At 70.7% G+C, this 23,390-nt stretch carries 26 protein-coding genes; 13 read left to right on the top strand and 13 right to left on the bottom strand.

Going from position 1 to position 23,390, the window contains the following annotated elements; genetic code table 11:
* Window positions 1-33 precede the first annotated feature (33 nt).
* Together ACTOWL_RS25115 and ACTOWL_RS25110 are read right to left on the bottom strand one after the other, a co-directional pair.
* Window positions 34-1,464, bottom strand: a complete 1,431-nt coding sequence (locus ACTOWL_RS25115) for a xanthine dehydrogenase family protein molybdopterin-binding subunit (protein WP_441324050.1) — start codon at window positions 1,462-1,464, stop codon at window positions 34-36.
* A 159-nt stretch (window positions 1,465-1,623) separates the two neighbouring features.
* Window positions 1,624-2,097, bottom strand: a complete 474-nt coding sequence (locus ACTOWL_RS25110; RefSeq protein WP_441324021.1) for a (2Fe-2S)-binding protein — start codon at window positions 2,095-2,097, stop codon at window positions 1,624-1,626.
* 79 nt (window positions 2,098-2,176) lie between these two features.
* Between ACTOWL_RS25110 and ACTOWL_RS25105 the strand changes: the two genes are divergently transcribed.
* Window positions 2,177-3,124: a LysR family transcriptional regulator gene (locus tag ACTOWL_RS25105; RefSeq protein ID WP_441324020.1), complete on the top strand. Its 948-nt coding sequence runs from the start codon at window positions 2,177-2,179 to the stop codon at window positions 3,122-3,124.
* Between the two features lie 86 nt (window positions 3,125-3,210).
* Window positions 3,211-3,564, top strand: coding sequence for a DUF1428 domain-containing protein (locus ACTOWL_RS25100; RefSeq protein WP_441324019.1), 354 nt, complete (start codon window positions 3,211-3,213; stop codon window positions 3,562-3,564).
* Window positions 3,565-3,567: 3 nt separating this feature from the next.
* Here the strand turns inward: ACTOWL_RS25100 and ACTOWL_RS25095 are convergent, their stop codons facing one another.
* Window positions 3,568-3,999 carry a GFA family protein gene (locus ACTOWL_RS25095; protein WP_441324018.1) on the bottom strand — a complete coding sequence of 144 codons (432 nt, stop codon included), beginning with the start codon at window positions 3,997-3,999 and terminating at the stop codon, window positions 3,568-3,570.
* A 54-nt stretch (window positions 4,000-4,053) separates the two neighbouring features.
* Window positions 4,054-4,668 carry a TetR/AcrR family transcriptional regulator gene (locus tag ACTOWL_RS25090; protein ID WP_441324017.1) on the bottom strand — a complete coding sequence of 205 codons (615 nt, stop codon included), beginning with the start codon at window positions 4,666-4,668 and terminating at the stop codon, window positions 4,054-4,056.
* Between the two features lie 111 nt (window positions 4,669-4,779).
* On the opposite strand from ACTOWL_RS25090, the gene ACTOWL_RS25085 reads away from it, so the two are divergent.
* Window positions 4,780-5,988 carry an MFS transporter gene (locus ACTOWL_RS25085; protein ID WP_441324016.1) on the top strand — a complete coding sequence of 403 codons (1,209 nt, stop codon included), beginning with the start codon at window positions 4,780-4,782 and terminating at the stop codon, window positions 5,986-5,988.
* Between the two features lie 21 nt (window positions 5,989-6,009).
* Here ACTOWL_RS25085 and ACTOWL_RS25080 read toward each other — a convergent pair whose 3' ends face one another.
* The gene (locus ACTOWL_RS25080) at window positions 6,010-7,059 is read right to left on the bottom strand and encodes an aldo/keto reductase (protein WP_441324015.1); all 1,050 of its coding nucleotides are present in this window, start codon (window positions 7,057-7,059) and stop codon (window positions 6,010-6,012) included.
* Window positions 7,060-7,235: 176 nt separating this feature from the next.
* Here ACTOWL_RS25080 and ACTOWL_RS25075 point away from each other — a divergent pair, with 176 nt between their 5' ends.
* Both ACTOWL_RS25075 and ACTOWL_RS25070 read left to right on the top strand, forming a co-directional pair.
* Entirely contained in the window at window positions 7,236-8,054 is an 819-nt protein-coding gene (locus ACTOWL_RS25075; protein ID WP_441324014.1) for a 6-phosphogluconolactonase, read from the top strand.
* On the top strand, window positions 8,051-8,623 hold the full coding sequence (locus ACTOWL_RS25070; RefSeq protein ID WP_441324013.1) for a hypothetical protein: 573 nt from the start codon (window positions 8,051-8,053) through the stop codon (window positions 8,621-8,623). The genes ACTOWL_RS25075 and ACTOWL_RS25070 overlap by 4 nt, the downstream gene beginning before the upstream one ends.
* Here ACTOWL_RS25070 and ACTOWL_RS25065 read toward each other — a convergent pair.
* The 5 genes from ACTOWL_RS25065 to ACTOWL_RS25045 all read right to left on the bottom strand — a co-directional run bounded on the left by ACTOWL_RS25065 (window position 8,547) and on the right by ACTOWL_RS25045 (window position 11,979).
* Window positions 8,547-8,867, bottom strand: coding sequence for a DUF6916 family protein (locus ACTOWL_RS25065; protein WP_441324012.1), 321 nt, complete (start codon window positions 8,865-8,867; stop codon window positions 8,547-8,549). The two genes, ACTOWL_RS25070 and ACTOWL_RS25065, sit on opposite strands and share 77 nt — an antisense overlap.
* A gap of 12 nt (window positions 8,868-8,879) precedes the next feature.
* Window positions 8,880-9,467: a phage tail protein gene (locus ACTOWL_RS25060; RefSeq protein ID WP_441324011.1), complete on the bottom strand. Its 588-nt coding sequence runs from the start codon at window positions 9,465-9,467 to the stop codon at window positions 8,880-8,882.
* 183 nt (window positions 9,468-9,650) lie between these two features.
* Window positions 9,651-10,406, bottom strand: coding sequence for a 2-dehydro-3-deoxy-D-gluconate 5-dehydrogenase KduD (gene kduD, locus ACTOWL_RS25055; protein ID WP_441324010.1), 756 nt, complete (start codon window positions 10,404-10,406; stop codon window positions 9,651-9,653).
* Entirely contained in the window at window positions 10,403-11,251 is an 849-nt protein-coding gene (kduI, locus tag ACTOWL_RS25050; RefSeq protein ID WP_441324009.1) for a 5-dehydro-4-deoxy-D-glucuronate isomerase, read from the bottom strand. The genes kduD and kduI overlap by 4 nt, the downstream gene beginning before the upstream one ends.
* 26 nt (window positions 11,252-11,277) lie before the next feature.
* Complete coding sequence (locus tag ACTOWL_RS25045) at window positions 11,278-11,979, bottom strand: GntR family transcriptional regulator (RefSeq protein ID WP_441324008.1); 702 nt, start codon at window positions 11,977-11,979, stop codon at window positions 11,278-11,280.
* An 84-nt stretch (window positions 11,980-12,063) separates the two neighbouring features.
* On the opposite strand from ACTOWL_RS25045, the gene ACTOWL_RS25040 reads away from it, so the two are divergent.
* Entirely contained in the window at window positions 12,064-12,855 is a 792-nt protein-coding gene (locus tag ACTOWL_RS25040; protein WP_441324007.1) for a 2-keto-4-pentenoate hydratase, read from the top strand.
* On the opposite strand, the gene ACTOWL_RS25035 is transcribed toward ACTOWL_RS25040, so the two are convergent.
* Window positions 12,852-13,790: a cation diffusion facilitator family transporter gene (locus tag ACTOWL_RS25035; RefSeq protein WP_441324006.1), complete on the bottom strand. Its 939-nt coding sequence runs from the start codon at window positions 13,788-13,790 to the stop codon at window positions 12,852-12,854. The two genes, ACTOWL_RS25040 and ACTOWL_RS25035, sit on opposite strands and share 4 nt — an antisense overlap.
* Before the next feature lie 275 nt (window positions 13,791-14,065).
* Between ACTOWL_RS25035 and ACTOWL_RS25030 the strand changes: the two genes are divergently transcribed.
* A complete protein-coding gene (locus tag ACTOWL_RS25030) occupies window positions 14,066-14,965 on the top strand; it encodes a phytanoyl-CoA dioxygenase family protein (RefSeq protein WP_441324005.1) in 900 nt (299 codons plus the stop codon).
* A gap of 12 nt (window positions 14,966-14,977) precedes the next feature.
* On the opposite strand, the gene ACTOWL_RS25025 is transcribed toward ACTOWL_RS25030, so the two are convergent.
* Complete coding sequence (locus ACTOWL_RS25025; RefSeq protein WP_441324004.1) at window positions 14,978-15,553, bottom strand: hypothetical protein; 576 nt, start codon at window positions 15,551-15,553, stop codon at window positions 14,978-14,980.
* 55 nt (window positions 15,554-15,608) lie between these two features.
* A complete protein-coding gene (locus ACTOWL_RS25020; RefSeq protein ID WP_441324003.1) occupies window positions 15,609-16,469 on the bottom strand; it encodes a helix-turn-helix domain-containing protein in 861 nt (286 codons plus the stop codon).
* A gap of 161 nt (window positions 16,470-16,630) precedes the next feature.
* Between ACTOWL_RS25020 and ACTOWL_RS25015 the strand changes: the two genes are divergently transcribed.
* The 6 genes from ACTOWL_RS25015 (at window position 16,631) to ACTOWL_RS24990 (ending at window position 23,347) form a co-directional block, all read left to right on the top strand.
* Complete coding sequence (locus ACTOWL_RS25015) at window positions 16,631-17,941, top strand: ABC transporter substrate-binding protein (RefSeq protein WP_441324002.1); 1,311 nt, start codon at window positions 16,631-16,633, stop codon at window positions 17,939-17,941.
* A gap of 104 nt (window positions 17,942-18,045) precedes the next feature.
* Window positions 18,046-18,894: a carbohydrate ABC transporter permease gene (locus ACTOWL_RS25010; protein WP_441324001.1), complete on the top strand. Its 849-nt coding sequence runs from the start codon at window positions 18,046-18,048 to the stop codon at window positions 18,892-18,894.
* A gap of 2 nt (window positions 18,895-18,896) precedes the next feature.
* On the top strand, window positions 18,897-19,742 hold the full coding sequence (locus ACTOWL_RS25005; RefSeq protein WP_441324000.1) for a carbohydrate ABC transporter permease: 846 nt from the start codon (window positions 18,897-18,899) through the stop codon (window positions 19,740-19,742).
* A gap of 35 nt (window positions 19,743-19,777) precedes the next feature.
* Window positions 19,778-21,718, top strand: a complete 1,941-nt coding sequence (locus ACTOWL_RS25000) for a beta-galactosidase (RefSeq protein ID WP_441323999.1) — start codon at window positions 19,778-19,780, stop codon at window positions 21,716-21,718.
* An 11-nt stretch (window positions 21,719-21,729) separates the two neighbouring features.
* Window positions 21,730-22,656 carry an aldo/keto reductase gene (locus tag ACTOWL_RS24995; RefSeq protein WP_441323998.1) on the top strand — a complete coding sequence of 309 codons (927 nt, stop codon included), beginning with the start codon at window positions 21,730-21,732 and terminating at the stop codon, window positions 22,654-22,656.
* 187 nt (window positions 22,657-22,843) lie between these two features.
* On the top strand, window positions 22,844-23,347 hold the full coding sequence (locus ACTOWL_RS24990; RefSeq protein WP_441323997.1) for a hypothetical protein: 504 nt from the start codon (window positions 22,844-22,846) through the stop codon (window positions 23,345-23,347).
* The last annotated feature ends 43 nt before the right edge of the window (window positions 23,348-23,390 follow it).

Here is a 23,390-nt window from a genome sequence, read left to right as displayed (position 1 = left end):
AGGTCAGGGGAACGCGATAGCGGCGCGCTCCGCTTATATGACGCTCAGCGGCAGGTTGCGGCAGCGGCGTTGCGTCGCGGCGAACAGGGCGTTGGCCAGCGCCGGTGCCACCGGCGGCAGCCCCGGCTCGCCGAGCCCGCCCCAGGGCCCGTCGCTGCGCAGGAACCGCACCTCGATCTCCGGCGTCGCGGCGAGGCCGAGCAGCGGATAGTCCGGGAAGTTGCGCTCGACCACGGCGCCGGCCTCGATCGTGATCCGCTCCGCGATCGCGGCGCTCAGCCCCATCACCACCGCCCCCTCCACCTGCTGCCGCGCCGTGTCCGGGTTGCAGACGTCGCCGCAATCGACCGCCGCGATCACCCGATGCACCACCGGCTTGCCGCCGGGGCCGAGGGAGGCCTCGATCACATGGGCGACCACCGTGCCGTAGGCCTCGGCCACCGCGATGCCGCGGCCGGCACCGGGCGGCAGCGGCGCGCCCCAGCCGGCGGCCTCGGCCGCCGCCTCCAGCACCCGGCGAGGACGCGACCCCGGCGGCAGCAGGTCGCGGCGATAGGCGAAGGGGTCGCGGCCGGCGGCGTGGGCCAGTTCGTCGATGAAGCTCTCGGCCCAGAAGGCATGCTGGGTGTGGTTGACGCCGCGCCAGGAGCCGCGCCGCACCGGGTCGGGCACCGCCACGGAGCGGATCGACTGGTGCGGGATGGCATAGGGGATGCGGAAGGCCTCGACCGGCGCCGGCATCCCGTCGACATAGAGCTGCGACCAGGCCAGCGGCGTGCCGTCCGGCGCCAGCGCGGCGCGGATCCGGGTGGCCAGGCGCGGCCGGAAGGTGCCCTGGGCGAACTCCTCCTCCCGGCTCCAGACCAGCTTCACCGGGTTCGGCGCCACCGCCTTCGCCAGCGCGACCGCCTGGATGAAATAGGCCGGCGGCCTGTCGTCGCGCCCGCCGCGCCGGCCGAAGGAGCCGCCCATCGGCAGCGGCACCAGGGTGACGTCCTCCTCCGCCAGGCCGGACAGCGCGACCAGCTGGCGCCGGGCGACCAGCGGATTGTGATCGCCGGCCCAGACCGTCAGCCGGCCGCCGGCGAGCTGCGCCGTGACGGTGATCGGCTCCATCGCCGCGTGATGCAGATGCGGCACGCGATAGGTCGCCTCGACGATACGGCCGGCCTGCGCCAGCGCCGCGGCGGCGTCGCCGAGCGTCACCCGCGCCTCGCCCTCCTGTTCAGCCAGTGCCCGGTCCTGGGCGGCGTCGATGCCGGCGCTGGAGACGCCGCCATGACCGCCATCGGAGAAGCGCGGCGCCAGCGCCGCCAGCCCCTGCCGCGCCGCCCAGCTGTCGCGGGCGATGACGGCGACGGCGTCGTCCAGCCGCACCACCTGCTCCACCCCCGCCACCGCCAGGGCCAGGGCGGAGTCCACCGAAAGCAGCCGCCCGCCCGGCACCGGCGCCGCGGTCACCATCGCCACGCGCATCCCCGGCAAGTTGAGGTCGATGCCGAAGCCGAAGGCGCCGGTGACCTTGGCCGGGATGTCGAGCCGCGGTCCCAGGCGCGCCAGCCGAGCGCCAGCCCGCCGGCCCCGGCGATGGTGGCGGTGAGGAACCAGCGCCGCCTCATCGCCTCACGCCTGCGCCGCCAGGGCGCGGATGGCCCGCCGCACCCGCGGATAGGTGCCGCACCGGCACAGATTGGTGATGGTGGCGTCGATCTCGGCATCGGTCGGCGACGGCCGGCCGCGCAGCAGGGCGGCGGCGGCCATGATCATGCCGGGCTGGCAATAGCCGCATTGCGGCACCTGGATCTCGACCCAGGCCCGCTGCACCGGATGCAACCCGTCGGCCGGCGATGGTTCAACCGTCTCGGCCAGCCCCTCGATGGTGGTGACCGCGGCGCCGGCGGCCAACCCGGCCGGCACGCTGCAGGACCTGACCGCGGCACCGTCGAGATGCACGGTGCAGGCGCCGCAGGCGGCGACGCCGCAGCCGTATTTCGTGCCGGTCAGCCCGGCCGCCTCACGGATCACCCACAACAGCGGCGTCTCCGGATCGCCGTCGAAGGCGAAGGGCCGTCCGTTCAGGATCAGGGCGATGCCCATGCCGGTCCCTCCGCTGCGATGAAGGGGAAGGCTATGGCCGCTCGCTTTGCCTCGCCATCCGGAATAATCTGCAGTGGCCATGAAGAGGCCCTTCACAATCGGGCGCGACCAGCTGGACGGCGTGATCGCCCTGCTGCGCGTCGCCGAGCGCCGCAGCTTCCGCGCCGCGGCGGAGGAGCTGGGGGTGTCGCCCTCGGCGATCAGCCAGACCATCCGCGGGCTGGAGGCGCGGCTGGGCGTGGCGCTGCTGACCCGCACCACCCGCAAGGTCGGGCTGACCGAGGCCGGGCAGCGCTTCGTCGACCGCGCGCGGCCGGGGGTGGCGGAGGTTCTGGCCGCCTTCGACGCGGCCCAGAGCCTGGGCGAGGAGGTGACCGGCCTGCTGCGGCTGAACATGCCGCGGTCGCTGGTGCCGTTCCTGGCCGAGCCGATCCTGATGGATTTCCGCGCCGCCCACCCGGCGCTGCAGATCGAGATCTTCGCCGAGGACGGGCTGACCAACATCGTGGCCGAGGGCTTCGACGCCGGCATCCGCCTCGGCGAGCTGGTGGAGGCCGACATGGTGGCGGTGCGGCTGACCCCGCCCTTCCGGTTCAGCGTGGTCGGGTCGCCGTCCTATTTCGCCCGGCACGGCCGGCCGCAGCGGCCGGAGGATCTGCGCCACCATGCCTGCATCGGCACCCGCAACACGCCGCAGGGGCCGATCTACCGCTGGGAGTTCGTCGAGGGCAACCGCGCCTTCGACATGGCGGTGGCCGGGCCGGTGATCGTCAACAGCGGCGGGCTGAACCTGATGGCGGCGGAGATGGGCGTCGGCCTGGCCTTCACCGCGGCGCCGGCGGCGCAGGACCAGATCGCCGCTGGGCTGCTGGAGCCGGTGCTGGAGGAGTTCTGCGCCGGCACCCCCGGCCTGTTCCTGTACTATCCCAGCCGGGCCCAGGCCCTGCCCAAGCTGCGCGCCTTCGTCCAGTTCGTGCACGACAAGCTGCGGCCGGGCACGGCGGCGTATATCGGGGCGCGGAGGTAAGCGGCAGAGAAAATCCGGCCGGCCTGTCGGTTCCCTGACCCGTCGCTCGTCCTATGTTCGATCCCAACCAACGGAGGAGACCCGGGATGTCCTATGCAGACGGTTTCGTGCTGGCGGTGCCGAAGGCCAAGCTGGAGGAGTACAAGGAGATGGCGCGCAACGCCGGCGCGGTGTGGAAGGACCACGGCGCGCTGGCCTATGTCGAATGCACCGGCGACGACACGCCCTATGGCGAGCTGACCTCCTTCCCGCGCTCGGTGCTGGCGAAGGAGGACGAGATCGTGATCTTCGCCTGGATCGTCTACGAGTCCCACGCCGCGCGTGACGAGATCAACAAAAAGGTGATGGCCGATCCGCGGCTGAAAGGGGATCCCTCCACCATGCCCTTCGACGGCAAGCGCATGATCTATGGCGGGTTCGAGGTGTTCGTCGAGCTGTAGCGGTCAGTCCGGGTCGCGGTCGAACTGGCTGGCGCCGGCGACCGGCGCCAGCCAGGGCTCGCGGCGGATGATCCAGCCCTCGCGGGTCGGAAGCAGGTCGCCCGGCGCCTCGTCGAGGGCACCGAGCAGGATCTCGACCGTGCCGTCGCTCTCCGCCAGGTGGAACAGGCGCGAGCCGCAGGCCGGGCAGAAGCTGCGGCCGCAATGGGTGCGCACCTCCCCCGTCGCGGTGAAGGCGTCGCGCGGCCAGTCGGCATAGGCCATGGCGACCGCGCCGGTGGCCTTGCGGCATTCGGTGCAGTGGCAGATCCCGACCACCAGCGGTTCGCCGCGCAGGGTGAAGCGCACCGCGCCGCAACTGCAGCCGCCCTGGCGCAGGCGCGTGCCGTCGGCATCCATCCGCGGCTCCGGCCGCAGCACGGGATAGTCGCTCATCGGGCCCTTCTTCTCCTGGTCGCTTCGGGAAACAACACCGGGCCGGGCGCTTCGTCACCGTGAGGCTCGCCCATCGGCCCGCTGCTTCAGCAGGCCGGACAACAGCGCGCCGAAGGCCTTGACCGCATGCCGCGCTGCGGCATGCGGATCGGGGGCGTTGGCGATCCACTGGGCGGCGTGCAGCATCGCGCCGTTGAGCAGCCGCGCCGTGGTCTCCGGGTCGACCGGCACGATCACACCGTCCTCGGCCAGCCGGCGCAGGCTGTCGGTCATCAGGGCGATGCATTCGGACTGGCTGTCCCAGGTCGAGGGATCGCCGAGGACCGACGGCCCGTCGCGCAGGACGATGCGCCGGATCTCCGGCTCCAGCGCCATCTCGAGATAGGCGATGCATTCGTCCGAGAAGGCCTGCCAGGGCGTGCCGGCGCGGCCGGAGACCTCGCGCAGCCGCACGTTCATCTCGGCGTCGATCTCGGCGATCACCGCCCGCAGCAGGCCCTTCTTGTCGCCGAAATGATGGTACAGCGCGCCGCGGGTCAGCCCGGCCTCGGCGGTGAAGTCGTCCATCGACGCCTCGGCATAGCCCTTGGTGCCGAAGGCATGGCGGGCCGCCGCCAGCAGCTTGGCGCGGGTCTCGGCGATCATCTCGCTGCGCGGTCTGTGGGCCATGGCCCTCCTCTTACATACGGCACGTATGCTAATTGACATACGGCATGCATGCAATTATCTGCTTCACATACGGTGCGTATGCAAGTGATGCTGCCCGCAGCGGAGGCCGCCATGACCAACCCCTATGCCGAGATCTTCCGCGCCCCCGGCGCCAAGGCGTTCTCGGCCGCCGGCTTCATCGCCCGGCTGCCGCTGGCGATGATGACGCTGGGCATCGTCGCCATGCTGTCGCAAGCGCGCGGCGAATACGCGCTGGCGGGCGCCGTCTCCGCCACCTTTGCCCTTTCAAACGCGCTGATCGCGCCGCAGATCTCGCGGCTGGTCGACCGGCGCGGCCAGGGCCGGGTGGCGGTGCCGGCCACGATCGTCACCGTGGCGGCGATGGCCGGGCTGATGCTGGCCACCCGGTTCGGCGCGCCGGACTGGACCCTGTTCCTGTTCGCGATCGGCGCCGGCGCCATGCCGAGCATGACCGCCTTCGTCCGGGCGCGCTGGACCGAGCTGTACCGCGACACGCCGCAGCTGCGCACCGCCTTCGCCTTCGAATCCGTGGTCGACGAGGTGATCTTCATGTCCGGCCCGATCGTCGCGATCGGACTGAGCGTCGCCGTCTTTCCGGAGGCCGGGCCGCTGGCGGCGACCCTGCTGCTGGCCGCCGGCGTGGCGCTGTTCAGCGGGCTGAAGGCGACCGAGCCTCCGGTGCATGCGCCGGAGGCCGGGCGCGGGCGCTCGGTCGTCCGGCTGGGATCGGTGCGGGTGATCGCGCTGACCATGGTCGCGGTCGGCGCCATCTTCGGCACCGCCGAGGTCACCGCCGTCGCCTTCGCCGAGGCGCATGGCGCCACCGCCGCCGCCAGCCTGGTGCTGGCCGCCTATGCCCTCGGCTCGCTGATCGTCGGGCTGGTGTTCGGGGCGATCAAGCCGCGGCTGTCGCTGCCGACCCAGTTCGTCCTGGCGATCGCCCTGGCGGCGCTGACCACGCTGCCGCTGCTGGTGGTCGACAGCATCCCGGCGCTGGCGCTGGTGCTGTTCCTGGCCGGCGCCGCCGTGTCGCCCACCATCATCACCGCGATGGGGCTGATCGAGCGGCTGGTGCCGCCGTCGCAGCTGACCGAGGGCATCACCTGGGCGATGACCGGGATCGGCATCGGCATGGCCGTCGGCTCCTCCGCCTCCGGCCGGATCATCGACGAGTTCGGCGCCTCGGCCGGGTTCTCGGTGTCGGTCGCGGCCGGGGCCACGGCGCTGGCGATCGCGCTGCTCGGCCAGCGGTGGCTGCGCGGCCCCGCGCCCGCCGGGGCGGCCTGCGTCCCGGCGTGACCGCCCGGTCGCGCGACCCGACTACAGATGCGGCCCCAGCAGCGACAGGTCGGCGGCCCCGAGTCGGTCCTTGGCGGTGCGCAGCTGGTGCCAGTAGGGGTACAGCACCGGCGGCGCGCTGACCTTGTCCAGCTTCGCCCGCTCCTCCGCCGTCAGCACCAGGTCGGCGGCGGCGAGATTGTCCTTCAGCTGCGCCTCGGTGCGGCCGCCGATGATCACCGAGGTGACCGCCGGCCGGCCCAGCAGCCAGGCCAGCGCCACCTGGGCGCCGGACACGCCGCGCGCCTCGGCGATGCCGACCAGTGCGTCGACGATGGCCCACAGCCGGTCCTCGTCGCGGATCGGCGGCTCGCCCCAGCCGGCGAGCTGGCGGGTGCCCTCCGGCGTCACGCCGCGGCGGTGCTTGCCGGACAGCAGGCCGCCGGCCAGCGGGCTCCACACCAGGATGCCGAGGCCCTGGTCGATCGACACCGGCACCAGCTCGTACTCCGCCTCGCGCGCCTCCAGCGTGTAGTGGATCTGCTGGCTGACGAAGCGCTGGCGGTGCGTGCGGTCGCTGACCCCGAGCGCCTTCATCAGGTGCCAGCCGGAATAATTCGAGGCGCCGATGTAGCGGACCTTGCCCTGGCGCACGAGGGCGTCGAGCGCGTCGATCGTCTCCTCCAGCGGGGTCTGCCCGTCCCATTGATGGACCTGGTACAGGTCGATCACGTCGGTGCGCAGCCGCTTGAGGCTGGCCTCGCAGGCCTCGATCAAATGGTGGCGCGACAGGCCGCGGTCGTTCGGGCCGTCGCCCATCGGGAAGCGCGCCTTGGTGGCGATCAGCACGCCGGCCTTGCGCCTGCCGCCCAGCACCTCGCCGATGATCTCCTCCGACCCGCCGGCCGAGTAGACGTCGGCGGTGTCGATCAGGTTGACGCCGGCGTCGAGGCACAGGTCGACCTGCCGCCGCGCCTCGTCCACGCCGGCAGTGCCGACCTTGGCGAAATTGCCCTTCCCGCCCATGGTCATGGTGCCGAGGGTGATGGTGGAGACCTTGAGGCCGGAGCGGCCGAGCAGACGGTATTCCATGACGGCGCCTTTGTGTGTCGGGGATCTCCCTTGTCCTAGACCCGCGGATTTCAGCGTTCCAACGGAAAGATGTGATGGCATTCAGCGCCAGGAGTGCTGAATGGCACCGCGATTGCGCGGCCGGGCGCCGGCCTGTCACACTGCCGTCTGCCCCGGTCGGCCGCCAGGACCAGCCCATGCGATCCACCATCGCCATCCCGGTCACCGTCCATCCGACGCCGGACGCGCTGGGCCGCGCCGTCGCCCAGCGCATCCTGGGTGGGATCGAGCGCGCGGCGGAGGAGAGCCGGCCCTATCTGCTGGGCTGCCCGGCCGGGCGGTCGGCCGCGCCGGTCTATGCCGCGCTCGGCGCCCTGGCCGGGATGACCCGGTTCGACCTGTCGCGCCTGGTCCTGGTGATGATGGACGAGTACCTGGTCGAGGGGCCGGCCAAGGAGCTTGGGCATCCGGTGCTGTGCGATCCCCGAGCGCATTACAGCTGCCGCCGCTTCGCCGAGCAGGAGATCCGGGCGGTGCTGAACGGCAAGCTGCCGGCGCCGCGGCAGTTGCCGGCGGCGGGCGTGTGGTGCCCGGCCCCGGCCGAGCCCGAGGCCTATGACCGGCGGATCCGCGACGCCGGCGGCATCGACCTGTTCCTGCTGGCCAGCGGCGCCAGCGACGGCCATGTCGCCTTCAATCCGCCGGGCAGCCCGGCCGAGGCCGGCACCGGCATCGTCGCGCTGGCGGAGGAGACGCGGCGCGACAACATGGCGACCTTCCCGGGCTTCGCCGCCATCGCCGAGGTGCCGCGCCGGGGCGTGTCCGTCGGCCTCGGCACCATCGCCGGCCTGTCGCGGGCGGCGCTGATGATCCTGCATGGCGGCCACAAGCGGCAGGCGGTGCGGCGCCTGCTGGAAAGCCGCGACTTCGAGCCCGCCTGGCCGGCCACCATCCTGCACCGCTGCCGGCATCCGGAGATCCATCTCGACGCCGCGGCGGCGCGGGAGGCGACGTGACCGTCGCGCACGACATCGAGCTGGACCGGCTGCGCGACCGGGTCGCGGCCTCGCACGCCGTGGTCTGCGGCATGGTGCACGAGGCGGTGCCGCGCGACGCGGCCGGGCAGCCGCTGACCCATGCGGTCGAGCCGGACGGCTATGCCCGCCCGGCGCTGTGCCCGGCCGGGCGACGCGACACCCAGCTCGCCTGCAGCCACACCACCGCCCGGCTGCCGCTGCGGCGGGCGATCGAGGGGCTGCACGCGCGGGGCACGGACGCGGCGGTGGAGCTACTGGCGGAGTGGATGCGCCTGGACACGGCGCTGGGCGCGCTGGACCACCGCCGCTACGCCGCCGAGACGCGGCTGGCCGATGCGGTCAGGTCGGGCTCCGACCTGATTTCGGAAGAAAGGCGGTCGATCGCGGCGCTGGTCCGGGAGCATCGCGACTTGGCCCGATGCCTCGATGCGTTGCGGGACCGGATCCTGGCCGCGTTCGACCGCGCCCTGCTCAGGCGAACACCGCCTCGTAGAAGCGGACGCCCTGGGCCTTCGGCGCATCCATCGCCGCCGGCACCACGGGGTTGATGAAGACGCCCTCCATCAGCCCCTTGGACGGGTGCCGGATGTTGTAGACCTGCGCGCCGAGATCTGGCGTCGGCGGCGCCGTGAACAGGATCGCGAAGGGGTGGCGCCGCAGCAGGCCCGGCGACTCGTAGGGCGAGAGGCGGACGGCGACCAGCGTCGCCTCCACCCGCCCGCCCGGCCCCTCGACCACGAAGGTCTGGCCACGGTGATCCTTGAAGTCGTCGAAGCTGAGCTCGGCGAGCATCGCGGCGCTCCCTTAGCTGCGCGGCGGGAAGATGCCTTCGAGGCAGATGATCCAGTTGATCGCCAGATAGGGCGGCATGATCGCGAAGGGCTGGCTGCCGCCGGTCGGGCCGATCGTGCCGGTGACCGGGATCGCCAGGGAGACCGAGGGGCTGGCGCCGCCGGCGGCGAAGGTGTTGACGTCGACGGTCGAGCCGGACGTTGAATCCAGGAAGTTCGGCGCGCCCAGGATCGAATCGGCGGCCGCGGCGGTCAAGGTGGTGTTGGCGGCGGTGGTGGCCACCTTCTGTTGCCCGGACAAGGTCGCGGTATGGGTGTGCGCCGGCAGGTTGTTGATGGTCAGGGTGGTGCTCGGCGTCCCGCCGACCTCCCCGAGCTCGTAGGAGGGTTGCCCCGGGCCATTGCCGGCGCCGATCGGCAGCCGGCTGAACAGGTTGGGCAGCGCGAAGGTGGTCTGGCCGTTGCCGCCATAGGTGGTGCCGAGCAGGCTGAACACCGCCGTGTTCTGCGCGATCGACAGGATCTGGCCGCCGCAGAAGGCCCAGCCGCGCGGCGCGAAGTTCGGGGCCCAGCCCATGATCGTGGCGAGATAGGATTCCATCTGAAATGCTCCTGAAAATTGGATCGATAATGCATCAAACGCGTGATGCCGGTTCCGCGCCATCGACAGGACAGCGCGGAACCGGCAGCAACGAGAATAAAACGAAACGAAATATAGTTTCAATCTTAATCGATTGAATATGATTTTATGACACAAATTCGATACAAATTCAATCGAAAAATTTCAACGCGCCAGCCAGCCGCCATCGACCGGCAGCAGCGTCCCGGTGACGTAGCCGCTGTGCGGCGAGGCCAGGAACAGCGTTGCCGTCGCCAGGTCCTGCGGCACGCCCCAGCGGCCGGCGGGGATGCGGTCGAGGATCTGCCGGGTGCGCACCGGGTCGGCGCGCAGCGCCTCGGTGTTGTCGGTCTCCATGTAGCCGGGGGCGATGGCGTTGACGGTGATGCCCTTCGGCGCCAGCTCGTTCGCCATCGCCCGGGTCAGCCCGGCGATGCCGTGCTTGGCCGCAGTGTAGGACGGCACCCGGATGCCGCCCTGGAAGGACAGCACCGAGGCAATGTGGATGATCCGGCCCTGGATGCCCTGCCCCACCATGTGGCGGGCCACCGCCTGGCTGAGGAAGAAGGCGCTCTTCAGGTTGACCGCCATCACCGAATCCCAATCCGCCTCGCTGAACTCCAGCAGGTCGGCGCGGCGGATGATGCCGGCGTTGTTGACCAGGATGTCGATCCGGCCGAGCCGGGCGACGATGTCGGCCACCACGGCGTCGAGCCCGGAAGAATCCTCGAGGTCGCGCACCACCTCGACGAAGCGGCGGCCGGTGCCGGCGATCGCCGCCGCGGTGTCGGGCATCGGGCGCGAGCCGAGCCCGGCGATGTCGGCCCCGGCCTCGGCCAGCGCCAGGGCGATGCCGCGGCCGAGCCCGGTGCGCGCCCCGGTGACAAGCGCCACCTGGCCGGTCAGGTCGAACAGGCTCACAGCAGGTCCCCCATGGCGATGAAGTCCATGTCGGTGAAGGCCTGGTTGTCGCCGGCCATGCTCCAGATGAAGGCATAGGCGGCGGTGCCGGCGCCGCAATGGATCGACCAGGGCGGCGACAGCACCGCCTGCTCGTTCCGCACCACCAGGTGGCGCGTCGCCTCCGGCCGGCCCATGAAGTGCATCACCACCGCATCGGCCGGCAGCTCGAAGTAGAAATACGCCTCCATCCGCCGGTCATGGGTGTGCGCCGGCATGGTGTTCCAGACGCTGCCGCTGTGCAGCCGGGTCAGCCCCATCAGCAGCTGGCAGGTCGGCAGCACCTCGGGATGCAGGTATTGGTGCAGGGTGCGGCGGTTGCTGGTCTCGGGCGCGCCGAGCTCCTTGACGATCGCCTGGCCCTTGGCAACCACCCGCGACGGCAGGGCGGCATGGGCCGGGGTCGAGTTGATGTAGAACTTCGCCGGGTTGGCGGGGTCGGCGCTGGCGAAGGCGACCGAGGCGATGCCCTTGCCGAGATAGAGCGCGTCCTGCGGCCCGACCTCGAACACGGTCTTGTCGGCGGTGACGCGGCCGGGGCCGCCGACATTGATCAGGCCGAGCTCGCGCCGCTCCAGCAGCGTGGCGCTGCCGACCAGCCTGGCCAGGTCCTCGCCGACCACCAGCGGGGCGTCGGTCGGCACCGCCCCCATCACCAGCATGCGGTCGTAATGGGTGTAGGTCGCGGTCAGCCGGCCCGGCGCCATCAGCTGCTCGATCAGGAAATGCCGGCGCAGATCCTCGCCGTCGAGCATCTCGGCCTGCTCGTAATGCACCGCCTGGCGGGTGGTCGGGGCGTCGCTCATGCTGTCCTCGTCTATCGGGGTCGCGTCTAGCGGGTTCGGCCCGGGGCGGGCTCGTCGAACAATTCGGGGTGCTCGGCCTCGATCCGCGGCAGGGCGCGCAGGATCTCGGTCAGGTGATGGCGCATCGCCCGCTCCGCCGCGTCGGGGTCGCGGGCGTCAATCGCGGCCATGATGGCGCGGTGCTGGTCGACCAGCGGCAGCATCGCCTCGGCGCCCGGCAGCGTCAGGGTGCAGATCCGGTCCATATGCGCCTTCAGGTCCTCCACCGCCATCCAGGCCAGGCCGCAGCCGGCGCCCTCGGCGATGGCGATGTGGAACAGCTCGTCGGTGCGCTGGAAATCGGCATGGTTGCCGCGGGAGGCGGCCTTGACCTGGGCGTCGAGCAGGTCGTCGATGCGCTCGCGGCTGGACCGGTCGAAGCCCTCGCAGGCGCGGCGCACCAGCGCCACCTCGACCGTTTCGCGGACGAAGCGCGCCTCCGCCATCCGCCGCACCGACAGCTTGACCACCACGGTGCCGCGCTGCGGCTGCACCTCGATCAGCCGGGACTTTGCCAGCGCGATCAGCGCCTCGCGCACCGGCTGGCGCGACACGCCGTAGCGCTGCGCGATCTCCTGCTCCGACAGCCGGGCGCCGGGCGCCAGCTCCAGCGCCACGATGGCGCGGCGCAGCTCGCGCTCCAGCCGGTGCGCGGCGGATTCGAAGCTGTGGGCGGGGTCGATCTTCACGCCGGATCCTGCATGCCGTTGCCGCCTTGCATAACAGCCCATACTACCATACACAAGAATCCAGATAAGCCGACGGAGCCTGCCATGAGTTCGAGCCGCGACCTGGCCATCGCCTTCACCGAGGCGCGCCGCGCCGCCCGCGCCCTGCCGGATTATCCCGGCACGCTACCGCCGGACCTGCCCACCGCCTATGCGGTGCAGGAAGAGGCGATCGGCCTGTGGACCGATGCGCTGGTCGGCTGGAAGGTGGCCGGCATCGCCGAGACCTGGCGGCCGCGCTACGACGCGCCGCGCCTGGCCGGCCCGGTCTTCGCCCGCAACCTGCGAGACGCCCGCGGCGGTCCGGTCGAGACCCCGGTGATCCCGGGCGGCTTCGGCGCGGTCGAGGCCGAATTCGTGCTGCGGATCGGCCGCGACATCCCGGCCGAGGCGCGGCCGCGCACCATCGAGGAAATGCGGCCCTTCGTCGAGTCGGTCCATGCCGGGATGGAGATCGCCGGCAGCCCGCTGGCGACGCTGAACGATCTCGGCCCCGGCGCCGTGGCCAGCGATTTCGGCAACAATGCCGGCCTCGTGGTCGGCCCCGCGATCGCGGCGTGGGACAGCCGGGCGCCGTCGGACTGGACGGTGCGGATGCGGGTCGACGGCACGGTGGTCGGCGAGGGCAGCGCCGCCCGCGTCGCCGGCGGCGGGCCGATCGCCTCCCTCGCCTTCCTGGCCGAGCATCTCGGCCGCCGCGGCCGGGACCTGCCCGCCGGCAGCTGGGTGCTGACCGGCATGACCACCGGCGTCCATGTGGTGAAGCCGGGCGACCGGGCCGAGGCCGAGTTCGACGGCGTCGGCACGGTCGAGGTGCTGGTCACCGCCGCCGGCTAGGTCTCGCTGGCTGAGGCTTCCGGCACCGTTTGGCGGGGCCGGTTCCGGGCGATCGCCACGCCGGCGTGCTTGGCCTTCTCCTCCGGCTCGACATGGATGCTGATGATCGTGTCGGCGCCGATGTCCAGTTTCAGCGTCGCCTCGATGCGGTCGCAGATGTCGTGCGCCTCGGAGACGGTCATCGTGCCCGGCACCACCAGGTGGAAGTCGATGAAGGTCAGCCGCCCGGCATGCCGGGTGCGCACGTCATGGGCCTCGAGCGCGCCGCCGCCGGTGCGGGCGATCGCCTCGCGGATGCGCGCCATCGTCTCCGGCGGCACCGCCTCGTCCATCAGGCCGCCGACCGAATCCCGGACCATGACGTAGCCGGACCACAGGATGTTCAGCGCCACGATCGCGGCGAGGATCGGATCGAGGATCTGCCAGCCGGTCAGGGCCACCAGGCCGACGCCGACCAGCACCCCGCCGGAGGTGTAGACGTCGGTCAGCACGTGCCGGCCGTCCGCCACCAGCGCCGGGGCGCGAAGGCTCCGGCCCCAGCGCAGCAGGGCCCAGCCCCAGACGGCGTTGATGACCGACGCTACCCCGCTGATCGCCAGGCCCAGCGCCGGCGCATCGATCGGCCGGGGATCGAGCAGGCCGAAATACGCCTCGCGCAGGATCGACAGCGCGGCCAGGACCACCAGCAGACCCTCGAACACGGCCGAGAAGTACTCGGCCTTGGTGTGCCCGTAAGGGTGGTTGGCGTCGGCCGGCTGCGCCGAGACCCTGAGCGCGATGAAGGCGGCGCCGGCCGCGACCACGTTGATGATGCTCTCCAGCGCGTCGGAATAGAGCGCGACCGAGCCGGTGAACCAATAGGCCAGGAATTTGAGCCCCAGCACCAGCGCCCCGACGAAGACGCTGGCCAGAGCGGCCTGGGAGGCGCGGTCCATCAGCGATCGCCCCCCGTTCCGGGACCTGGGCGGAGAGGCGCTGGCTTCATCTGGAACCCCGACATGTTTCTCTAAGCCTCGGCTAAGAAATGTGGCGTTGTAGATTTAACTCTTTGATATTAAACAGATTTCTACGCGCCCGCCAGAATTCTCATGTCACAGGCTCGACCTGAGGATCCCGGAGAAAAAGCCACCGGAACGCGACGACATTCCGGACCATGGGAGGCATGATGGCCGCCAAGCGCCCCCAGGCGCGTCGGTCATGGGAGGAGGAGATGGGCGTTCTGCCGTCCGCTCTGTCGTCGAACGGCTATGCGCTGAACTGCAGCCCGGCGCGGCTGGGCTGGCTGGCGCCGAGCGAGCCGGCGGAGGATCTCGCGGCCCTGCGGTCGCGCTACGATGCCGAGGGCTATCTCTGGCTGCGGTCGCTGCTGCCGCGGGCGGCGGTGCTGGAGTTCCGCCGCCACGTCTTCGCACAATTCGCCGAGTTCGGCCTGCTGGCCGAGGGCTCCGACCCCGTCGAGGGCCGGACCGCGGACCGCCCGGCCGACCCCGCCTCGCGCGGCCGGCTGATGGAGCTGGTGCGCTCCTCCGCCTTCGAATCCTTCTGCCTGATGCCGGAGCTGTGGCGATTCATCGACCGGCTGATCGGCGGCAATTCCACCCTGCACCGGCGCAAGATCCTGCGCTTCACCCGGCCCGGCGACCCGGCCGCGACCGGCGCGCATTACGACCTGATCTATCTGCGCGCCGGCACCGACCGGCTGGTCACCGCCTGGATCCCGATCGGCGACGTGCCGGTGCGAATGGGCGGGCTGCTCTACCTTGACGGATCGCATCGCCTCGGCCGCGAAATGGAGGCGGAGTTCGGCCGCAGGAACGCCGAGCTGTCGCCGGAGGAACGGATCAGCGCCTACAACCGCAACATGACCGAGACCGGCTGGATCTCGAAAGACCTGCCGGCGATGGCCGATCGCTTCGGCACCCGCTGGCTGGCCGCGGACTACGCCGCCGGCGACGTGGTGCTGCACAGCCCCTACATGATCCACGCCGCGACCCGCAACGACGACCCGGACGGGATCATGCGCCTGTCTGCCGACATCCGCTTCCAGGACGTCCGCGACGAGGCCGACCCGCGCTGGGGCGGGCATTGGAGCCTTAAGGACGGGCTGTAGCCGGGCTGCCCCTCAATCGGTCGTGGAGCCCGCGATAACGGTCAGCCGCTGCAGCGTCGGGGTGCGGATGCTGAACAGGAACACGCCCCACCAGTCCATGCCCGCCTCGAAATAGTCCGACACCTCGGGAAGGTGCGGGCTGCTCCAGTCCAGGATCTCGCTGTCATGTCCGGGCGGCAGGATGAAGCCCCGGATCACGTCGAACACCGCCTGCACCTGTCGCGGCTTGGCCCGCAGCGGGTAAGGCGGACGCGAGAACGCATAGGCGAACTGCCCGCCTGCGCCGGGCTCCGGGTGCATCGCCGCACCGGACACGATATGCACCCTGTCTAGGGCCAGCAGCTTCGGATCCTGCAGATGCTTCCCCTCGGCAGTGACGTATTGGCCCAGCCGAAGCAGCGCGCCGCTTTCGTGGTCGTGCCAGTCGCCGAAGAACATGCGCTCGTCGATCGGCCGGCCCCCGAGCGACCGCAGCCTGTCGGCATCGAAGGATGCTCTGCGCCCGAGGGCGGCAGCGACGGCCTCGAACAGTTCCTCTTCCGTACCGAGGCTCTCTTCGAAGACGGCGAAGTCGAGCACGCCGCCCATGGCCCTAAAGCGCCTGAAGGCGGCAGGTCGTTGTCTGGCTGATCTCATGGTTCCCTCACCCGCCGCCGCGGTAGAGGATGCGGAACTGGCGGGGCGGCATGGCGAAGTGGCGGCTGAAGGCCTCGTAGAAGCGTGAGACCGAGCCGAAGCCGGCCTCGAAGGCGACCGTGACGATGTCGGTGTCGGTCGACAGCAGCAGCGCCTGCGCCACGTACAGGCGCTGGCGGGTGAGATAGCCGCCGATGCTCATGCCCAGCGCCTCGCGGAAGATCGCCATGGCGTAGTTCGGGTGCAGGCAAACCGAGGCGGCGACGTCGGAAACCGAGATCGACTCGCTGGCATGCGCGGCGATGAAGCCGGCCATGGCCCAGACCTTGGCGTGCCGGCCTTCCGAGGCGGCGGCGCCGTCGCCGGTGTCGCTCAGCACCTCCCAGCCGCACAGGTCGCTGCGCCGCAGCCGCTGCTCGATCTCCTGCCGCACCAGGGCGGTGATCCGCTCGTCGCCGCGGTTCAGCTCGGCATGCCAGTGCTCGAACTGGGCCGCGTCGAAGGGCAGCGGCGCCCGATCGCCGATCATGCCGCCGCCCAGCACCGCGCTTTTCAGCCGCGGCCCCAGCGCGGCGCTCAGGAACATCTCGATCGGCAGGTACAGGCAGACGAAGCTGGCCGGGCTCGACACCTCGATGGTCTGGTGCGGGATCGCGCCCCAGAAGAACACCAGGTCGCCGGCCCCGATCGTCGCCCGCCGGCCGTTGAACAGATAGGTCGCGGCCCCTTCCAGCATCAGATTCAGCTCGATCTGGCTGTGCTGGTGCGCCCGCCGCATCACCAGCACCTCGCGCCTTGTGTCGGCGCTGACGATGTGCTCGGACAGGCCCGGCAGCCTCGGTATGCGCGCAGTCTGGGCTCGGCTCATCGTCGACCTTAGGATCCCGGAAGAATTCGTCCCTGATCGGGACGACATGCGGAAACCATCGGATTCATACTCCCCCCGCAAGTCGACGATAAGCTCCGCGAAGCGGGTTCGCCTCTGGCAGGCCGGACCCGTCCGTCGGACCAGACACGAGGGAGGATCCTATGAGCAGACTCGGCAGGATTGCCGGCATGATGTCCGGCTTGGCCGGCGCGGCCGTCTTGGCCCTGACGGCGCCGGCGATGGCGCAGTCGGAGGTGAAGGGCGAGATCACGGTCTGGAGCTGGAACGTGGCGGCGACGGCCTTGAAGGCCGTGGTGCCGGACTTCAACAAGGCCTATCCCGACGTCAAGGTGACGGTGGAGGATCTCGGCAACCAGCCGGTCTACGACCGCGGCCTGGCCGGCTGCTCCGCCGGCGGCATCAACATGCCGGACGTCTATTCGGTCGAGAACCACGAATCCGAGGTGTTCTGGGCCCGCTTCCCGGACTGCTTCGCGGACCTGAAGTCGCTCGATCCGAAGGAGGCCGACCTCCTCGCCAAATTCCCGAAATTCAAGCTGGCCGAGCTGACCGTCGGCGACAAGATCTACGCCATGCCCTGGGATTCCGGCCCGGTCGTGGTGTTCTACCGCCGCGACATGTACGAGGCCGCCGGCGTCGACCCGGCCAAGATCGCGACCTGGGACGACTTCATCGCCGCCGGCAAGGCGGTGCAGGCCAAGGCCGGCCCCGACGTCAAGTTCCTGTCGACCAACAGCGGCGCGACCAGCACCACCTGGTTCCGCATCCTGGCCAACCAGGCCGGCTGCGCCTTCTTCGATGAGACGGGCGAGACCGTCACGGTCGCCCAGCCCGGCTGCGTCCAGGCGTTGGAGACGGTGAAGAAGATCACCGATGCCGGCCTGTTCATGGAGGGCGACTGGGACGGCAGCCTGCAGGCGATCAAGGCCAACCGGCTGGCCAGCGCGGTGTTCGGCGCCTGGTACGAGGGCTCGGTCCGCGGCAACGCGCCGGAGCTGAGCGGCAAATGGGGCGTCTTCCCGCTGCCGGCCTTCACCGCCGGCGGCAACCGCGCCGCCAATCTCGGCGGCTCCGCGCTGGCCATCCCGGCCTCGTCGAAGAACCCGCAGGCGGCGCTGGCCTTCATCAACTTCGCGAACGGCCGGCCGGACAGCCAGATCACCCAGCTCAAGGCCTCGGGCCTGGTGCCGACCCTGCCGGAGGCGGTCAACGATCCCTATGTCCAGCAGCCGCTTCCCTATTGGGGCGGCCAGAAGGTCTGGGAAGTGGTGCTGAACACCCTGTCGCAGATCAAGCCGGCGCGCGGCACCCAGTATTTCGCCGAGGCCGACAACATCGCCGACGGCATCCTGCTGGCCTATCTGAAGGGCGGCTCGAAATCCGCCAAGGAGACCCTGGACGAGGCGGCCGAGCAGATCTCCGCCGCCACCGGCCTGCCGGTCGCCGAGTAATGGGAGCCGCCACCCGAGGCGGCCTCCAGGCCCCACGGATACGCGGGGCCCCGGCCGCCGCGCCGCCGGAGGCCAGCCTCGGGTGGCGGCGCCGGCGCCACGCCTTGGCGCCGTACTGGTTCCTGGCGCCCTATCTGCTGGTCTTCGCCGTGTTCTGGTGCTGGCCGATCATCGATTCGGCGCTGCTGTCGCTGCAGAACACGCGGGTCAATCCCTGGGCCTGGAACATCGGCATCAACTGGCGGCGCCTGCTGGTGGACCGCGCCTTCCAGGAAGCGCTGAAGAACACCCTGACCATCCTGGTGATCCAGGTGCCGGTGATGCTGGTCCTGGCGACGCTGCTGGCGGTGGCCCTGAACTCGCCGCTGCTGAAGCTGCGGCCGATCTACCGCTTCGCCTTCTTCGCCCCGGTGGTGGTCTCGGACGTCGCCTATTCGGTGGTGTTCCGGCTGCTGTTCAACGGCCAGTTCGGCGCCGTCAACCACGGCCTCGCCGCGCTGGGCCTGGCCCCGGTCGACTGGCTGCACGACCCGGACGCGGCGATGGCCACGATCATGGTGGCGGTGACCTGGCGCTGGACCGGCTACAACGCCATCATCCTGCTGGCCGGGCTGCAGTCGATCCCGCGCGACCTGTACGAGGCGGCTTCGATCGACGGCGCCTCGCCGGTCGACCGCTTCTTCCGCATCACCCTGCCGCTGCTGAAGCCGATCCTGGTGTTCTGCCTGGTGCTGTCGATCATCGGCACCATGCAGCTGTTCACCGAGCCCTGGCTGATCACCGAGCGCGGCGGGCCGGGCGGCGCCACCGAGACGCTGGGCACCTACCTGTACAAGCAGGGCTTCGTCAGCCTGAACTTCGGCTACGCCGCGGCGATCGCCTACACCATCGCCGGCATGGCGGCCGTGATGGCGGCGCTCAACCTGATGCTCACCCGCAACCGGAAGGCGTGAGGATGGCCATGCCCCGCTCGATGACCTCGCGCCGGCGCTGGGGCGCCTGGGCCCTGACCGGCGGCATGGCGCCCGTGGCGCTGCTGTGGCTGGCGCCGCTGTACCTGATGGTGATCTTCGCCACCTTGCCGGACTACGCCATCTTCTCGCCGGAGCTGCCGCTGACCCCCGGCGGCAATTTCTGGGAGAACCTGGCCTTCCTCGACGACACCGCCAGCTTCGGCCGGGCGATGCTGAACTCGATCGGCATCGCCACCGTCTCGGCCGTGCTGTCGCTGATGCTGACCAGCATGGCCGGCTACGCCTTCGCCCGATTCCGCTTCGTCGGCAAGCAGGCGACCTTCAGCCTGCTGGTGGCGACGCTGACCGTGCCCTATGCGGTGGTGATCATCCCGCAATACGTCCTGGTGGCGCGCGACCTGGGCCTGTCGAACACCTGGATCGCGGTGATCGTGCCGCCGCTGTTCAACTCGATCGGCGTGCTGTTCATGCGCCAGACCTTCCTGTCGCTGCCGCAGGAGCTGTTGGACGCCGCCCGCATCGACGGCGCGCGCGAGGGGCGGATCTTCTTCACCATCGCCCTGCCGCTGGTGCGGCCCAGCATGGCGGCGCTGGCGATCATCCTGTTCCTCGCCTCCTGGAACAACTACCTGTGGCCGCTGCTGGTCGCGACCCAGCCGGGGGCCCGCACCGCGCCGGTGGCGCTGGGCAGCCTGATCGGGCTGAATGTCGTGCCCTGGGGCGCCCTGATGACCGGGGCCATGCTGCTGACCCTGCCCATGCTCGTGGTCTTCATCTTCCTGCAGCGCTACTTCGTGGCCGGCATCACCGCCGGCGCGGTGAAGTAGCGCCCCCCAACTTCCGTTTCCGACGAGGCTTCCGAATGCTCGGCGTCTGCTATTACCCGGAACATTGGCCCGAAGAGTGGTGGGAGGATGATGCCCGCCGGATGCGCGAGGTCGGCATCAGCTTCGTCCGCATCGCCGAATTCGCCTGGTCGCGGATCGAGCCGGAGCCGGGGCGCTTCGACTGGGGCTGGCTGGACCGCGCCATCGACACGCTGGGCGCCGCCGGGCTGAAGGTGGTGATGTGCACGCCGACGGCGACGCCGCCGAAATGGCTGGTCGACCGCCACCCCGACATCCTGCCGGTCGGCGAGGACGGCCGCACCCGCGGCTTCGGCTCGCGCCGACACACCAGCTTCTCCAGCCGCGTCTGGCTGCAGGAGAGCGCGCGGATCACCGAGGAAGTCGCGCGGCGCTACGGCGGCCATGACGCGGTCGCCGGCTGGCAGACCGACAACGAGTTCGGCTGCCACGACACCGTGCTGTCCTACGGGCCCGAGGACGTCGCCGCCTTCCAGACCTGGCTGCGCCACCGCTACCAGACGCCGGACGCGCTGAACCAGGCCTGGGGCAACGTGTTCTGGTCGATGGAGGTCGGCGGCTTCGACGAGATCATCGCCCCGGTCGGCGCGGTGACCGAGACCAACCCGGCGGCGCGGCTGGACTATTGGCGCTTCGCCTCGGACCAGGTCGCCGCCTACAACCGGATGCAGGTCGGCATCATCCGCCAGCATTCGCCGGGCCGCTTCGTCACCCACAACTTCATGGGCTTCTTCCAGGAGTTCGACCACTGGCCGGTGGGCGAGGACCTGGATGTCGCGTCCTGGGACAGCTACCCGCTGGGCACGCTGGAGAAGATCGCCTGCGACGATGACGAGCGGGCGCGCTGGGCCCGCACCTCGCACCCCGACCTGGCGCCGTTCAACCACGACCTGTACCGCGCCGTCGGCCGCGGCCGCTGGTGGGTGATGGAGCAGCAGCCCGGCCCGGTGAACTGGGCCGCCTGGAACCCGGTGCCGAAGCCCGGCATGGTCCGGCTGTGGAGCTGGGAGGCGCTGGCCCACGGCGCCGAGGTGGTGAGTTATTTCCGCTGGCGGCAATGCCCCTTCGCGCAGGAGCAGATGCATGCCGGGCTGAACCGGCCGGACCGCAAGCTGTCCCCCGGCGGCCAGGAGGCGACTCAGGTCGGGCAGGAGCTGGCGCGGCTGGGCGCCCTGCCCGCCTCCGCCCCCGCCCCGGTGGCGCTGGTGTTCGACTACGAGACCTCCTGGATCACCCGGATCCAGCCGCAGGGTCGCGACTTCCGCTACACCGACCTGGTGTTCCGCTGGTACGAGGCGATCCGCCGCTTCGGCCTGGATGTCGACATCGTCCGCCCCGGCGCCTCCCTGGCCGGGTACAAAGCGGTTGTGGTGCCGTCCCTGGCGCATGTGTCCGAGGCCGCGCGGCAGGCCTTCGCCGCGACCGACGCCGTCACCCTGTTCGGCCCGCGCACCGGCTCGAAGACCCACGACTTCGCCATCCCGGACGGGCTGCCGCCGGGCCTGCTGCAGGAGCTGCTGCCGCTCAAGGTCATCCAGGTCGCCTCGCTGCGCCCGAACCTGGCCGAGCCGGTCGAGGGCGCCGGGCTGAAGGGATCGATCCGGCGCTGGCGCGAATGGCTGGAGACCGACCTGCCGGCGCAGGCCAGCTTCGCCGACGGCGCCCCGGCCCTGGTCGGCGACGGCCAGCGCTCCTACCTGGCCGGCTGGCCCGACCCGGCGCTGCTGCGCGGCGTCGTCGCCGATCTGCTGGGCCGCGCCGGGCTGGACCTGGTCGAGCTGCCGGAGGCGGTGCGGCTGCGCCGCCGCGGCGGGCTGACCTTCGCCTTCAACTATGGTGAGATCGATTGGGCGGCGCCGGTGACGGATGCCAGCCGCTACCTGCTGGGCGGGCTGCGGGTGCCGCCGCAGGGCGTGGCCTGCTGGCGGGCCGAGTGAGGGGAAGCGAGATGATCTACGGCACGATTCCGGGCGTCGCCAAGCCGGTCGCCCGCATGGTGATGGGCGTCGACAACCAGCGCGATCCCGGCGCGGCCGCCGCCCTGTTCGACGACTATGTCGAGCGCGGCGGCAACTGCTTCGACACCGCCCGGATCTATGTCGACGGCCAGGCCGAGGGGCTGCTGGGCGACTATCTGGCCAGCCGCGGCCTGCGCGACAAGATCGTCCTGATCGGCAAGGGCGCGCACACGCCGCACTGCACGCCGGCGGCGGCGCGGAGCCAGCTGGAGCGGAGCCTGGAGGCGCTGCGCACCGACCGCGTCGACATCTACTTCCTGCACCGCGACAATCCGGAGGTGCCGGTCGGCGAGTTCGTCGACGTGCTCGACGCGCTGCACCGCGAGGGCCGGATCGGCGTGTTCGGCGGCTCGAACTGGAGCCTGGAGCGGTTCCGGGCGGCCAACGACTACGCCAGGCGCAACGGCAAGGCCGGCTTCACGGTGCTGAGCAACAACCTGGCCCTGGCCCGGATGGTGCAGCCGGTCTGGGCCGGCTGCGTCTCGGCCCGCGACCCGGAGTGGCTGCGCCATCTGGAGGAGAGCGGCACGGTGCTGTTCGCCTGGTCCTCGACCGCCCGCGGCTTCTTCACCGAGCGCGGCGACCCGTCCCGGGCGGCGGCGGAGCCGGAGATCGCCCACAGCTGGCACGCCGAGGACAATTTCGAGCGCCGCCGCCGCGCCATCGCCCTGGCCGAGGCCAAGGGCACCAGCCCGGTCCAGATCGCCATGGCCTGGGTGCTGTCGCAGCCCTTCGCCACCTTCGCCCTGTCCGGCCCGCGCACGCTGGACGAGAGCCGCCGCAACATCGAGGGCCTGTCGGCCAACCTGACCGAGGCCGAGCGGGACTGGCTGGACCTGAAGCGGGACCAGCCTTAGGCCGTTCATCCCCTCACTGTCATTGCCGGGCTTGACCCGGCAATCCAGAGGCTGTCGAGACCTCCTGGCTGCCCGGGTCAAGCCCGGGCATGACAGTTTGGGAAGTCTAGTGGGAGGGCACCCGCGTGACGGGACTCGCGCCATCGGCCGCAACGAGCGATGCTTGGCCGATGGCGTGGGGGACGTCGTGTACGAGATCGAATTCGTCGAGCCGATTCTCACCTCTTGCGATTGCTGCGGCCTGCCCAGCACCCGGCTGGTCCGTTTTGTGGCTCGCGATGGCGAAGCCTTCGCGATCTATCGCGCGATGCTGACGCGTGGTCCTCGGCACCCTCGGGTGGAGATGATCGTCGGGTTGGGAGACTGGGACGACGCCGCGTCGCCCGAGGATCGCGTCGCCTTCGCGTTCCAGCTTTGGTCGGATGACGGCCAATACAATGTCGGCATCGTCGGCCCTGAACAGACAGCTTGGGCCTCGGGAGGCCTGGGCCGCATTCTCTCCAGGGAGGAGGCGCTGCGTCACCCTCGGCTCAAGGTTGTCTTTGATCTGAGCGATCACATCGTGGGGCATGACCGCCCACTGGCGGACTACCTGGACGGCCGGGAATATCGGGATAGGGGGAAGCCTCGCGGCTCCCCCCTCCCACACCACCGGACATACGGGTCCGTATCCGGCGGTTCGGGGGATTAAGCGGTGAGCGGGTCGGCGACGGAGGCGAGGCCGAGGGCCTGAA

It is taken from the genome of Inquilinus sp. CA228, from assembly GCF_052078665.1.
GTDB lineage: Bacteria > Pseudomonadota > Alphaproteobacteria > DSM-16000 > Inquilinaceae > Inquilinus.
This window is presented reverse-complemented; position numbering and strand designations above follow the sequence as displayed.